Annotated in this window: 14 protein-coding genes and 2 pseudogenes; 4 read left to right on the forward strand and 12 right to left on the reverse strand. The window is 61.0% G+C overall.

Annotated elements, in window-relative coordinates:
- Positions 1-65: 65 nt before the first annotated feature.
- From J3361_RS24360 to J3361_RS24405, 11 genes and pseudogenes are all read right to left on the reverse strand, one after another.
- Positions 66-875 carry a DUF3618 domain-containing protein gene (locus tag J3361_RS24360; RefSeq protein ID WP_207966681.1) on the reverse strand — a complete coding sequence of 270 codons (810 nt, stop codon included), beginning with the start codon at positions 873-875 and terminating at the stop codon, positions 66-68.
- Positions 872-1,303, reverse strand: a complete 432-nt coding sequence (locus J3361_RS24365; RefSeq protein WP_207966682.1) for a phage holin family protein — start codon at positions 1,301-1,303, stop codon at positions 872-874. Before J3361_RS24365 ends, J3361_RS24360 begins: the two co-directional genes overlap by 4 nt.
- Entirely contained in the window at positions 1,303-1,956 is a 654-nt protein-coding gene (locus J3361_RS24370; protein WP_207966683.1) for a hypothetical protein, read from the reverse strand. The genes J3361_RS24365 and J3361_RS24370 overlap by 1 nt, the downstream gene beginning before the upstream one ends.
- A 351-nt stretch (positions 1,957-2,307) precedes the next feature.
- Positions 2,308-2,808 carry a ferritin-like domain-containing protein gene (locus tag J3361_RS24375; RefSeq protein ID WP_053123359.1) on the reverse strand — a complete coding sequence of 167 codons (501 nt, stop codon included), beginning with the start codon at positions 2,806-2,808 and terminating at the stop codon, positions 2,308-2,310.
- Positions 2,809-2,966: 158 nt separating this feature from the next.
- The gene (locus J3361_RS24380; RefSeq protein ID WP_207966684.1) at positions 2,967-3,896 is read right to left on the reverse strand and encodes a ZIP family metal transporter; all 930 of its coding nucleotides are present in this window, start codon (positions 3,894-3,896) and stop codon (positions 2,967-2,969) included.
- 106 nt (positions 3,897-4,002) lie between these two features.
- Complete coding sequence (locus J3361_RS24385) at positions 4,003-4,884, reverse strand: manganese catalase family protein (protein ID WP_207966685.1); 882 nt, start codon at positions 4,882-4,884, stop codon at positions 4,003-4,005.
- A 247-nt stretch (positions 4,885-5,131) separates the two neighbouring features.
- Positions 5,132-5,342, reverse strand: a pseudogene (locus tag J3361_RS24390) (general stress protein); the annotation flags it as partial.
- Positions 5,343-5,354: 12 nt separating this feature from the next.
- Positions 5,355-5,408, reverse strand: a pseudogene (locus J3361_RS29825) (hypothetical protein); the annotation flags it as partial.
- 696 nt (positions 5,409-6,104) lie between these two features.
- Positions 6,105-6,353 carry a metallothionein gene (locus tag J3361_RS24395; protein ID WP_207966687.1) on the reverse strand — a complete coding sequence of 83 codons (249 nt, stop codon included), beginning with the start codon at positions 6,351-6,353 and terminating at the stop codon, positions 6,105-6,107.
- A 27-nt stretch (positions 6,354-6,380) separates the two neighbouring features.
- Positions 6,381-6,647, reverse strand: a complete 267-nt coding sequence (locus tag J3361_RS24400) for a hypothetical protein (protein ID WP_207966688.1) — start codon at positions 6,645-6,647, stop codon at positions 6,381-6,383.
- A 61-nt stretch (positions 6,648-6,708) separates the two neighbouring features.
- The gene (locus J3361_RS24405; protein ID WP_186710509.1) at positions 6,709-7,218 is read right to left on the reverse strand and encodes a ferritin-like domain-containing protein; all 510 of its coding nucleotides are present in this window, start codon (positions 7,216-7,218) and stop codon (positions 6,709-6,711) included.
- A gap of 178 nt (positions 7,219-7,396) precedes the next feature.
- Between J3361_RS24405 and J3361_RS24410 the strand changes: the two genes are divergently transcribed.
- Positions 7,397-8,236, forward strand: a complete 840-nt coding sequence (locus tag J3361_RS24410; protein WP_207966689.1) for an NAD-dependent protein deacetylase — start codon at positions 7,397-7,399, stop codon at positions 8,234-8,236.
- Positions 8,237-8,353: 117 nt separating this feature from the next.
- Here the strand turns inward: J3361_RS24410 and J3361_RS24415 are convergent, their stop codons facing one another.
- Positions 8,354-9,244, reverse strand: a complete 891-nt coding sequence (locus J3361_RS24415; protein ID WP_207966690.1) for a LysR family transcriptional regulator — start codon at positions 9,242-9,244, stop codon at positions 8,354-8,356.
- Between the two features lie 166 nt (positions 9,245-9,410).
- On the opposite strand from J3361_RS24415, the gene J3361_RS24420 reads away from it, so the two are divergent.
- Genes J3361_RS24420 through J3361_RS24430 form a run of 3 tightly spaced genes read left to right on the forward strand, consistent with a single transcriptional unit; the run spans position 9,411 to position 12,003 of the window.
- A complete protein-coding gene (locus J3361_RS24420) occupies positions 9,411-10,109 on the forward strand; it encodes a CoA transferase subunit A (protein WP_003200117.1) in 699 nt (232 codons plus the stop codon).
- A gap of 35 nt (positions 10,110-10,144) precedes the next feature.
- The gene (locus J3361_RS24425) at positions 10,145-10,810 is read left to right on the forward strand and encodes a CoA transferase subunit B (RefSeq protein ID WP_207966691.1); all 666 of its coding nucleotides are present in this window, start codon (positions 10,145-10,147) and stop codon (positions 10,808-10,810) included.
- 11 nt (positions 10,811-10,821) lie between these two features.
- The gene (locus J3361_RS24430) at positions 10,822-12,003 is read left to right on the forward strand and encodes an acetyl-CoA C-acetyltransferase (protein ID WP_207966692.1); all 1,182 of its coding nucleotides are present in this window, start codon (positions 10,822-10,824) and stop codon (positions 12,001-12,003) included.
- The last annotated feature ends 216 nt before the right edge of the window (positions 12,004-12,219 follow it).

The following is a 12,219-nucleotide window of genomic DNA, read 5'->3' on the forward strand; positions in this document are numbered from 1 at the left end:
ATCGAGGCTACTGTCAAGGTTGACAGGTGCGGCGCAGATCGCCCTGCGCCGCACCCCGCGTGCGCCTACGAAGTGCCCAGCCCGCCGGACAGATCCGTGCCGGAGTGGGCCCGCCCGTTGGCCGGCGTAACGGCGGGCTCGTCACGGTGTTCGGTGGTCTTGCTCACCGTATCGCGCACCGTTTCATAACCCTCCCGCGCCGTGCGCTTGACCTTGTCGGCCAGGTCGGCGCTGGTCTTGCCCATCGTTCGCTGTTCGGTAGAGGTGCTGGGCAACGCCGCGCCCAGCATCGCCCCGAGGGCGATACCCGCCGCCGCCATCATCAACGGCTGCTCCTTGAGCAGACGGCTGAACTCATCGCCCAGCTGCTGCGACCCTTGGGCCATGCGCTCGCCCGCCTGATGAGCGCTGTGCCGGGCATGCCGGGCACTGGCGCCCACGTCGTCCGCCAGGTGCGCAGCTTTGTCCTTGAGATGGTGAAAGCCTTCGCGCAATGAATCACTGCCGCTGTGCAGGTGCTCCCGGGCACTGTCCAGGCCACCGGCAAGCCCTTCGCTCCAACCGCTGGAATCCTGGTCCGGCCCGACGCGATACCCCACCCGTGGCGGATGGTTCTGGCCAAGCATCAGCCAGCACAAGCCAACCGTGGTCAACACGGTCGGCACCGGGTTGTTGCGCACCGTAGTGCCCAGGTTGCCGAAAAACTCGGCGCCATTTCCCTTCACGAGCCCCAGGGCCTGATCGAGCATTTGCCCTGGCGTGAACTTGCTGCCCAAGGCGTCGACGATATGGCTGATATGGGCGCGCTGCTCGTCGATTTCGCGCTCGATGGCCTCTGGGCTCTTTTCGGATTCGGTTTTGAATTCGTCCTTCATGAGGCTTTCCTCCGCAGGGCTTCCTGATCTTTGTTCAAGGCATCGAGCGTTCGGTCAGGCTTGAAGTGGGACGGTTCGAATTGTTTCTTGCCCGACTGGACCATGACAAAACCAATAATCATCACCACCACGCCGACGATCAGCGCGGCCAGCCAAGGCGCCATCATCGTACTCAGGCCATACACCGCCGCCATCAACAGGATGATGAAGCCGGCCATGAGCACCATGGCGCCACCGGCCACCGCGGCGATGCCCGCCTTGAGCGTGTTGAGGCTCGCCTGGAATTCAGCCTTGGCCAGCGCCAATTCCTTGGTGAAGAGCGAGGGGACTTCGTGGGTCAATTGCCTGAGCAACCCCATGACCGAGGCATCGCTTTCGGGCGTCGAGGCGCTGGCGGTACGCTGCAGTTCTGGGTCTGGTCGGTTCATCACAATTCTCCTCTGGTATTGGCCGAACCCGGCAGCGAGCCGGTGGCTGAATCACTGGGATGGTCGTGGACACTCGGTGAGGTCGGGGTGACACCGGTGGCCAGGCCGCTGGCAGTCCCGGCGCCCGGGCCAATGGGATCGGGCTGTTGGTCAAAGGGACGATGCGCGGCAAAACCACCGGCCGGCGGGTTGGAATGGCCGGCTGCCGGATCTTCGGTGTCGGTGGGGATGGATGCGCTCCCCGCCTTCAAAAAGCGTGAAAGGCCAAAGCCCACCGCGACACTGCCGGCCATGAACAGCCCTGGGTTGTCACGGGCCAGCCGGGTGCCGTCGTGGAGCAACTGCTCGGCGCTCATGTTGCGCAACTTGCTGGCAAGGCCGGTCATCGAATCCGCCATGTCCGCCAGGTAGTGGGACAGGCCAAGGGGATCGCTGGCTTCGAGCTCCGAGCCGGCCGACTTGGCGCCTCGCGCCAAGGCATCGATCTGGTCTGCCGCGGTATCGCGGTACTGGCCGAAATGCGCATCGGCTTTCTCGCGGGCGCTGCCGATCGCTTCGTTCACGTCCTCCTTGATGTGGTTCAGGGATTCCTCAGGCCGACCTTGGCTTGAAGTGCCGCTTTGTCGCTCGGGGTTGTTGTCCGGGATAGTCATGTCTGTCCATCGCCTCCGTGATGAAAAACTCAACGACAGGCAGTCGCTAAGCGATGCCTGGATAAGTGCCTCTCAGAACAAATGACGGGACGCGATGCGGGCTAGTTCCAACGAGTTTGAAGGCTGGACGCTGTGTGGTCGTTGAAGCCGCTTGATGGTTTTTTACGGCAAAAAAATGGGCATTGGTTGTGAATACCGATGCCCAATGCACACGGAACCTGTGGCGAGGGAGCTTGCTCCCGCTGGGGTGCGAAGCAGCCTCAATAATTTCTGCGTTCAACCCCAAAACCTGGGACTGCTGCGCAGTCCAGCGGGAGCAAGCTCCCTCGCCACAAAAAAGCGGCGTCGAACTCAGGACTCCATCGTCGCCGCCTGGTTGCCGCCCTGCTCGGCAATCTTCGAGAGTTTCTCGTCGGTGGCTTTTTCTTCCTTGAGGGTCGCCAGCAGCAGGCCGACCACTTCATCGCCCAGGTTCAAGTGCTTGGCCATGGCGATCAAGGTGCCGTAACTGGCGATTTCGTAGTGCTCGACTTTCTGCGCCGCGCCGATCAGACCCGCATCAAGCACCGCGCCTTTTTCGATTTCCTCGATCAGTTCCTTGGACTCTTCCACCAGCCCTTCCATGGCAATGCATTTCATGCGCTTGAGCTTGATACCCGCCACTTCGACGAGGGTATCGATTCGCTCGATCTGGCCTTGGGTTTCCTCGAGGTGATCGTTGAATGCTTGCGCCAGCAACGGGTTGGTGGTGGCCCGGGCCATGCGTGGCAAGGCACGGGTGATCTGCTTTTCGGCGCTGTAGACGTCAGACAGTTCGTGGATGAACAGGTCTGTCACGGTTTTTCTGGCCATCTCGGTATCCTCCGGTCAGCAGGAGGCCCCCTTCAGGTGAGCCTCCATCGAATTGAAGTGGTGAAGCATCGCTTCACCTGTCATCAACACTGACCCGGAGAAAATTTCGGACGTTCAAGAAATTTGCCGAAACGTTGACAGAAAGTATCCGTGGTCTCTCAACCCAACGCCGTGTCGAGAAACATCATCACCGCAAATCCCATCATCAAGCCGAGAGTGGCCGGGGTTTCATGGCCGTTGCGATGGGTCTCGGGAATCACCTCGTGGGAGACCACGAAGATCATCGCCCCCGCCGCCAACCCCAAGCTGATGGGGTACGCGACGGCTACGCCCGACGACATGCCCAGGCCGATCACGGCCCCCAGTGGCTCCATCAGCCCTGAACCGACCGCGATGAGCGCAGCACGCAAGGTGCTGATACCGGTGACACGCAGCGCCATGGCAATGGCCAGGCCCTCGGGAATGTCCTGGATGGCGATGGCGGTGGTCAGGGGTAAGCCGACCTTGAAATCGCCGTCGGCAAAACTGACGCCGATGGCCATGCCTTCCGGCAAGTTGTGCAAGGTGATGGCAAGCACAAACAACCAGACGCGATTGATCCGCTCGGCCTGGGGACCACGACGGCCACTGAGCTCATGTTCGTGCGGTACGAAGCGGTCCAGGCCGATCATCAAGGCCACGCCCAACCCCAGCCCCACCACGACCACAAACGCGGCGAGCAATTGATTGCCGCAAATGACCTGTGCCGCCTCGATACCCGGCAGGATCAACGAGAACGAACTGGCGGCCAGCATCATGCCGGCGGCAAACCCCAGCATAATGTCCTGGGTACGCGAGGAGATGTCCCGCAGCACCACCGCCATCAACGCTCCCAGGGCGGTGGCGGCAAAGCCTGACGTCCCGCCCAGTACGGCGTAGCCCAGGTTATGCCGGTCGGCACCCACAAAGGCGTTGTAGCCACTGTAGAGCAACAACGCGGCCACCAGCGCCAGCCCGATCCAGAACGTCAGGCCCAGCAGCAGGTTCTCTTGCACGGGGTTGAGCCAGGTGCGCCAGGGAGATCGAATCCGAGAGGTGGGTTGGTCCATCGAATGTCCTTACAGGTCTTGACCCTGGCATGGCTGATCGTCGCGGCAATGGGGCAACGATCAAACGGAATATCAGGCGAGGGAGTCGCCTCCCCCGCCGTATTTTTTACAGTTTGTCACTTTGCATCCCCGAACCCAAGTCGGCGCCTGTGGTGGGGTTGCTTTCAGGGTTGGACATCGTTCGCGCCTTCATGTCCATCAACAGTGCTTCGTCCTTTTCACTCAGCTGCACGCTGGCCAGGCCATCGCCACCGTCGACTGCCGGAACCGGATTCTCGACGAACTCCCAATCGTCGCCCTGGTTCCATGGACCACGCACGGTAGGTTCACCCTGGGACATGTTGAAGTACACGTTGGTGAACTCCGGCATGCCGGGCAACTTACCTTGTGGGAAGTTGGGCTGGATGGCATGCAAGGCTTTTTCGAACGACAATTGATGCGCGATTTCACGGGTCATCAAAAAGCCCAACGCTTCCTTTACCCCCGGGTCGTCAGTGACGTTCATCAATCGCTCATAGACAATTTTTGCCCGGGCTTCAGCGGCGATGTTGGAACGCATGTCCGCCGTCGGCTCACCGATCGTGTCCACATAAGCGGCGGTCCACGGCACCCCTGCGGAATTGGTCAATGGCGAACCGGCACCGTACAGGAGGCTGGTGATATGAGAGTCGTTACCGGCACCGTTGATGTCCCGGTACAGTTGGCCCTCCTGCTCGACCCCTTCAGCCATCTTGCCCTTGGCGCCCTTGTTCAACATCACGATGATCGAACCGATCACTTCCAGATGGCTGAGTTCTTCGGTGGCAATGTCCATCAGCAAATCCTTGCGCCCTGGATCATCCTCGGACAAAGCCTGGGTGAAATAACGCGACGCCGCCGCTAATTCCCCCTGGGCGCCACCGAACTGCTCGAGCAGCAGGTTGGCGAGTCCGGGATTAGGCTCAGCGACACGCACGGTGTATTGCAATCGTTTGTTATGTAGAAACATGATTGAACTCCTCGCTCAGGCACACATCATGAGAACACTGTCGACGACAGGCCCATGAAACTCTGAAGAAGTTAAACGAATAAAATTTAGTATTTGTTCAAGACAGAAGACGAGTGGTTAATTGCAACGCACTCATCTTTTAGACAATCAATACATCGGTAAAGCCGGGCATAAAATACCCGACTTTAATATCACCGCAGGAACAGGTCCCATGCCAACGGCATGGGACCTGCGAGACCACGGGACATTACGATTTACGACCGCCACCGTGGCTGTTTTCACCGCCTTTCTTGCCAGCTTCGGAGGCTTTTTCCCGGTCGTTGGCAAAGTTGCCACCCGACGCCTGGCCACCTTTGCGGCCGGCTTCCGAAGCCCGCTCAGGGTCGTTGGCAAAATTACCACCCGAGGCTTGCCCGCCTTTGCGGCCGGCCTCGGCAGCACGTTCCGGGTCGTTGGCGAAGTTGCCGCCCGACGCCTGGCCGCCTTTTTTTCCGGCTTCCGATGCCTTCTCACGATCGTTAGCGAAATTGCCAGGGTTGTTATTACCTGTGTTAGCCATTTCATTCACCTCGTTAGTTGATGTCAACGAACCTGTTGGCTCGTCTTATTCGGAAAATCTGAGGCCGCCAAGGTTTTAAAAAAGAGCTGCAAACGGCGACGAACGGTCAACACCCTTATTTATATCCCCACTGCCCGGGTATTTATTGCGCCAGCCTATTAAACAAGCGGCGATTGATTGGCAGTGTTAAATATCGAAACTTCGTCCAACGAAGAAACCTGTGGGAGCGGGCTTGCTCGCGAAGGCGGTGGACCTGCTGGCATATAGGTTGGCTGTGCCGCCGTCTTCGCGAGCAAGCCCGCTCCCACAATGGCCCTGTGTTGTACCCAAACCTCAAGGTCATCCAATAACCCTGTGGGAGCGGGCTTGCCCGCGAAGGCGGCGGATCAGCCTGCATTGATGTCGACTGACACACCGCTATCGCGCGCAAGCTCGCTTCCACAATTGCCGCGCTTCACCAGCAAAAACAGTGCGTGTCTTTCCACGCCGTCCGCCAAGGGCCAGGTGGCGCCGGCACCCCATTGCACCGGTCTCGTCACCCAAGCCTCGCGCCGTTCCAGGAAGCCAAAACTCGCGGGCTGCCGGTGTTGTCCTGCACCACCGCACTGACCGGCTTGCGGTGTCCGGGCACCCTGTCGCCGATGCCCGGATATAGCTATGTTCAGGGTGAAATCGGGTCACTGGCCGGGAACGTTTCCTCTAGTGCTTCATCCAGTTGGTTGTTGGTAATGTCCCTCTCGCCGACCTTGCCACTTCGTTCGCAATGACAATCCGCCGCCGGACACGGCTCGCCATTGGGGTGTTGTTCTGCGCAGGCCTGGCTGCAATAAGCCTCGCCGTCATGATTGAACACCCGCTCAGCATCTACCTCGCAATGGCAGCCGGGGCAGCCACAACGCAGTTCGCTCATGTTCGTCCTCCTGGGGACCGGGTGTTGTCACGATCCCACCAGTAATTGAACCTCCAGGTTGGCCGCTGCGACGCCGTGCTTCGCCACATACACCTCGTCGGTCCAACCTTTGGTCAGGTTGCGATACGTCTGGGTGCCAAGGGCCGTTGTGTCCCATTCCATGACATCGCCGATGTCGACGTCATTGGCGGGCCCCAGCTCAAGCACGGTATGGCCCTCCTCTTCCGACACGTAGATGCCCACCCTGGCGCTCTGTCGATTGATGGCTCTTACCTCACCGGTGGTCTGCTTCATACCTGTCCTCTTTTGTCTGACGGCAGGTTGGGCGCGGCCAAGCCGCGCCACACATTTCACCTCAGCGCTTGGCTTCGGTATGCGGGTTGGCCGAACGCTCCAGAAACGCTGCGGTAATCTGCGGCAGGTGGTCGCGCAGCCATTCAGCCATGGCGATTTCCTGGGGCAGGATCTGCTCGCAGGCCCGTTGTGTCTCCACATCGCCGGCCACTTTCGCCGCTTCGATCAGCACCGTGTAGGACGCGATCTCCAGGTTCTCGAAGACGTAGCCACTCATGGCGCCCTTGACCACTTCGTCACTCATCGCCATGCCGCCCATGGCTTGACCGAACGCCATCAGCTTGCCGGCCATGTCCTTGAGCATCGACGGGCTACCGCCCAGGCGCTGGATGCACTGCTCCACCAGCTTCTGCTGCCCGAGCGTCTCCTCGATGTGCTGTTCGATCCGGGCCTTGAGGACCGGGTAATGTTCCAGACGCTCGGCCTGGGCCTTGAGCATTTTCTCCGCTTGCTGTTCCATGGCATGGGCATCGTTGAGCCAATCCAGCAGGTTCTCTTTAGGGGTTGCCATTTCCTTCTCCTTATCAGTGTCATTGGCGCACTGCTGTGCGAAGAGCTTTGAGATAGCGCACATAAGGTGGATGTCCCACGCCCGGGGAAAGTTTGAAGAAACACCCTCGGAGGGCGACGAAAGGCGCGCGGCAAGCCCGCTGCTAACCTCAACGATTCCAGGCCAACGGAGAACCCAGATGCCCGACGATCTTCAGCGTGACCCCGTCGAACAACTGCAGCAGTACATGGCCGGGCGCCGTTTCCTGGTGCTGACCGGCGCGGGAATCAGCACCCCGTCCGGCATTCCCGACTACCGCGACAGCGACGGCGTGCGGCGGGGCAAGCAACCGATGATGTACCAGGAGTTCCTCGCCAAGCCCGAGGCGCGACGGCGCTATTGGGCGCGAGCGATGCTGGGCTGGACACGCCTGCGTCAAGCCCGGCCGAACCAGGCCCACGAGGCCTTGGCGGCGTTGCAAGGGCAGGATCGCGTCAGTGGCCTGATCACCCAGAATGTCGACGCGTTGCACGACCAGGCCGGCAGCCAAGGTGTCATCGAACTGCACGGCAGCCTGCATCGCGTGCTGTGCCTGGATTGCGGCCAGCGCAGCGAGCGACAGCAGATTCAACACTTGATGGAAGCTGAAAACCCTTACCTGGCCGGCGTCGATGCAGTGCAGGCACCCGACGGCGACACCTTGCTCGACCCGGCGTTCGAGGCGCGCTTCCAGGTGCCTCGTTGCCCCCATTGCGATGGCGAACGCCTGAAGCCCGATGTGGTTTTCTTCGGTGAGAACGTCGCCGCTGCCACCGCGATTCGCGCCACCCAGGCGGTGGAACAGGCGGATGGGCTATTGGTGGTGGGCTCATCGTTGATGGCGTATTCGGCGTTCCGCCTGTGCCGGGCGATCAAGGACCAGGGCAAGCCGCTGCTGGCGATCAACCGCGGCAAGACCCGGGCTGATGAGTTGCTGGACTTGAAGGTTGAAGTACCGTGCGAAGAACTGCTGCCACTGCTGACACAACACCCGTTCTAATCGCACCACCACCTCCCCTGTGGGAGCGAGCCTGCTCGCGATAGCGGTGGTTCAGCTGGCATCTATGTTGAATGTGCCACCGCATCGCGAGCAGGCTCGCTCCCACAAGGGAACGGGTTAACGTACGGGTAAATCCTGATCCCTCAGCGTATCGAACAACGCCTGCGCCGCCGCTGACAGTTCATGCCCCGGCTTGGTCAGCACGCCAATGGCCCGTTCGATCACTGGGTCGCTCAAGGTGATGCAGCGAGCACCCAGCTCATGCATCTGCCCGACACACAGCGCCGGCACGGCACTGACACCCAGGCCGCTGGCGACCATCCGCCCGACGGTCGCCAGTTGATGGCTTTCGAACTCCACGGGCAGTTTCATTCCTCGGGCCTGTAGATGCTCCTCCAGCATCACCCGAACGGTGGAGGGTCGTTGCAGCGTAATGAATGGCTGCTCCAGCAGGGTTTCCCAGTGGACTTCGTCGCGCTGGGCAAGCGGTGAATCCAGCGGCACCACCGCAACGAAGCGATCGAGATACAAGGGCGTGAACGCCAAGGACGATCCCTGCATCGGTTCGAATGCCACGCCCAGTTCGACATGACGATCACGGACCATTTCCAGCACCTGTTCGTTGATCACGTCGTTGACCGTGACGTTGACATTCGGGTAGCGGGCGCGGAAGGTCTTGAGGATCGGCGGCAGCAGGTTTCCGGCAAACGACGGCATCGCCGCCAACGTCACGCGCCCGCGCTGCAAGGTAAAGCGCTGGCGCATTTCGTCCTCGGCGTTGTCCCAGTCGGCCACCAGCCGGCGGGCCAATGGCAACAACGACTCACCTTCGGGGGTCAGCGCCACGTTACGGGTGTTGCGGCTGAACAAGCGGCCACCGAGGCCTTCTTCCAGGGCCTTGATGGTCAGGCTCAGGGCCGATTGGGACAGGTGCAGCCGCTCGCAGGCCACGGCGAAGCTCAGGCTCTGGGCCACGGCGAGGAAGGCACGGATTTGCTTGAGGGTCATGGTCGCTCTGCTTCCAGCGGCAAGTGGTTAGCTTCAAGCCGCAAGCGGATGCCGGCAATTATTGAGTTTTATCAATCAATCCAATCTAAAAATCAACTTAACAAATATATGACTTGGCGCAACACTGCATTCCATTGCGACCCCATCAAGAATAAAAGAGGTGTCTATGGCAGGTTTCGACAAACGCGTGAGCTCTTATGAGGAAGCGCTGGAAGGCTTGAAGGACGGCATGACCGTCATCGCCGGCGGCTTCGGCCTGTGCGGCATCCCGGAAAACCTGATCGCCGAGATCAAGCGCAAGGGCATCCGCGACCTCACCGTGGTGTCCAACAACTGCGGCGTCGACGGTTTCGGCCTCGGCGTGCTGCTGGAAGACAGGCAGATTCGCAAGGTGGTCGCCTCCTACGTCGGCGAGAACGCCCTGTTCGAGAAGCAGCTGCTGAGCGGCGAAATCGAAGTCGTGCTCACCCCCCAAGGCACCCTCGCCGAAAAAATGCGCGCCGGTGGCGCAGGCATCCCGGCGTTCTTCACCGCCACCGGCGTCGGCACGCCCGTGGCCGAAGGCAAGGAAGTGCGTGAATTCCACGGCCGCCAGTACCTGATGGAAGAATCCATCACCGGCGACTTCGCCATCGTCAAAGGCTGGAAGGCCGACCATTTCGGCAACGTGATCTATCGCCACACCGCGCAGAACTTCAATCCGCTGGCCGCGACGGCGGGCAAGATCACGGTGGTGGAAGTCGAAGAAATCGTCGAACCCGGCGAGCTGGACCCGACGCAGATCCATACCCCTGGCATCTACGTCGACCGGGTCATTTGCGGCACGTTCGAAAAGCGCATCGAACAGCGCACCGTGCGTAAGTGATCCCCTGCCCCCGGCCCGAATGAAGGAATAACACCATGGCACTTTCCCGCGAACAAATGGCTCAACGCGTCGCCCGCGAAATGCAGGACGGCTACTACGTGAACCTGGGCATCGGCATTCCCACCCTGGTCGCCAATTACATTCCCGAAGGCATGGAAGTCATGCTGCAATCGGAAAACGGCCTGCTCGGCATGGGCGCGTTTCCCACCGAAGCCGAAGTCGATGCCGACATGATCAACGCCGGCAAGCAGACGGTCACTGCGCGCATTGGCGCGTCGATCTTCTCTTCGGCCGAATCGTTTGCCATGATCCGTGGCGGCCACATCGACCTGACCGTGCTGGGTGCGTTCGAGGTGGATGTCGAAGGCAACATCGCCTCGTGGATGATCCCCGGCAAACTGGTCAAGGGCATGGGCGGTGCGATGGATCTGGTGGCCGGTGCCGAGAACATCATCGTCACCATGACCCATGCGTCCAAGGACGGCGAGTCGAAACTGCTGCCGCGTTGCAGCCTGCCGCTGACCGGCGCCGGTTGTATCAAGCGCGTGCTGACCGACCTCGCCTACCTGGAAATCCAGGACGGCGCCTTCATCCTGAAAGAACGTGCCCCGGGCGTCAGCGTCGAGGAAATCGTCGCCAAGACCGCCGGCAAATTGATCGTGCCGGACCACGTCCCTGAAATGCAGTTCACTGCCCAGTGAGGAGAGATTCGATGCAAGAAGTCGTGATTGTCGCCGCCACCCGTACCGCCATCGGCAGCTTCCAGGGTTCGCTGGCGGCCATTCCCGCACCGGAACTCGGTGCCGCAGTGATTCGCCGCCTGCTGGAGCAGACCGGTTTGTCCGGCGAACAGGTCGATGAAGTGATTCTTGGCCAGGTGCTGACCGCAGGTTCCGGACAGAACCCGGCGCGCCAGGCGTCGATCCTCGCCGGCCTGCCCCACGCGGTACCGGCGCTGACCCTGAACAAGGTCTGCGGTTCGGGCCTCAAGGCGTTGCACCTGGGCGCCCAGGCGATCCGCTGTGGCGACGCCGAGGTGATCATCGCCGGCGGCATGGAAAACATGAGCCTGGCTCCGTACGTGTTGCCGGCCGCTCGCACCGGCCTGCGCATGGGTCACGCGAAGATGATCGACAGCATGATCACCGACGGTTTGTGGGATGCCTTCAACGATTACCACATGGGCATCACCGCCGAGAACCTGGTGGACAAGTACGGCATCAGCCGCGAGGAGCAGGATGCTTTCGCCGCCGGGTCCCAGCAGAAGGCCGTTGCCGCCATCGAAGGTGGGCGATTCGCCGATGAGATCACGCCGATCCTGATTCCCCAGCGCAAAGGCGATCCCGTGGCGTTCGCCACGGATGAACAACCGCGCGCCGGTACCACCGCCGAGTCCCTGGGCAAGCTCAAGCCGGCCTTCAAGAAGGATGGCAGCGTTACGGCGGGCAATGCGTCCTCACTCAATGACGGCGCCGCTGCAGTGATTCTGATGAGCGCTGAGAAAGCCAAGGCCCTGGGCTTGCCGGTGCTGGCGAAAATCAGTGCCTACGCCAATGCCGGCGTCGACCCGGCCATCATGGGCATTGGCCCGGTCTCGGCCACCCGTCGCTGCCTGGACAAGGCCGGCTGGTCCCTGGACCAGTTGGACCTGATCGAAGCCAACGAAGCCTTCGCCGCCCAATCGCTGGCCGTGGCCCGAGAACTGAAATGGGACATGGACAAGGTCAACGTCAACGGCGGCGCCATTGCCTTGGGCCACCCTATCGGCGCCTCGGGGTGCCGGGTCCTGGTGTCGCTGCTGCATGAAATGATCAAGCGCGACGCCAAGAAAGGCCTCGCGACCCTGTGCATCGGCGGCGGCCAAGGCGTGGCCCTGGCGCTGGAACGGGCGTAACCCACACGGGTTCAACAGTGGTTTGTGCGGACCCACGAATATCCGCGCAGCCACTGGCACCACCGCCGGCGCGACTTAGGTTGCGCCGGTTTTTTTTGCCTGCTGGTTTATGTGAATGGCTTGCCGGCCTCATCGCGAGCAGGCTCGCTCCCACAGGTATGCCGCTCACTTAAGGCTTGCCTGAATCCAAGGCCAGCTTGAATCATTGTGGCGAGG

The sequence above is a fragment of the Pseudomonas sp. OA65 genome (genome assembly GCF_017498305.1).
Classification (GTDB): Bacteria; Pseudomonadota; Gammaproteobacteria; order Pseudomonadales; family Pseudomonadaceae; genus Aquipseudomonas; species Aquipseudomonas zanjanensis.

Coding starts and splice junctions, on each gene's coding strand:
- J3361_RS24360 (WP_207966681.1), bottom strand. CDS start 875: ATGAAGGACGAATTCAAAACCGAATCCGAAAAGAGCCCAGAGGCCATC.
- J3361_RS24365 (WP_207966682.1), bottom strand. CDS start 1,303: ATGAACCGACCAGACCCAGAACTGCAGCGTACCGCCAGCGCCTCGACG.
- J3361_RS24370 (WP_207966683.1), bottom strand. CDS start 1,956: ATGACTATCCCGGACAACAACCCCGAGCGACAAAGCGGCACTTCAAGC.
- J3361_RS24375 (WP_053123359.1), bottom strand. CDS start 2,808: ATGGCCAGAAAAACCGTGACAGACCTGTTCATCCACGAACTGTCTGAC.
- J3361_RS24380 (WP_207966684.1), bottom strand. CDS start 3,896: ATGGACCAACCCACCTCTCGGATTCGATCTCCCTGGCGCACCTGGCTC.
- J3361_RS24385 (WP_207966685.1), bottom strand. CDS start 4,884: ATGTTTCTACATAACAAACGATTGCAATACACCGTGCGTGTCGCTGAG.
- J3361_RS24395 (WP_207966687.1), bottom strand. CDS start 6,353: ATGAGCGAACTGCGTTGTGGCTGCCCCGGCTGCCATTGCGAGGTAGAT.
- J3361_RS24400 (WP_207966688.1), bottom strand. CDS start 6,647: ATGAAGCAGACCACCGGTGAGGTAAGAGCCATCAATCGACAGAGCGCC.
- J3361_RS24405 (WP_186710509.1), bottom strand. CDS start 7,218: ATGGCAACCCCTAAAGAGAACCTGCTGGATTGGCTCAACGATGCCCAT.
- J3361_RS24410 (WP_207966689.1), top strand. CDS start 7,397: ATGCCCGACGATCTTCAGCGTGACCCCGTCGAACAACTGCAGCAGTAC.
- J3361_RS24415 (WP_207966690.1), bottom strand. CDS start 9,244: ATGACCCTCAAGCAAATCCGTGCCTTCCTCGCCGTGGCCCAGAGCCTG.
- J3361_RS24420 (WP_003200117.1), top strand. CDS start 9,411: ATGGCAGGTTTCGACAAACGCGTGAGCTCTTATGAGGAAGCGCTGGAA.
- J3361_RS24425 (WP_207966691.1), top strand. CDS start 10,145: ATGGCACTTTCCCGCGAACAAATGGCTCAACGCGTCGCCCGCGAAATG.
- J3361_RS24430 (WP_207966692.1), top strand. CDS start 10,822: ATGCAAGAAGTCGTGATTGTCGCCGCCACCCGTACCGCCATCGGCAGC.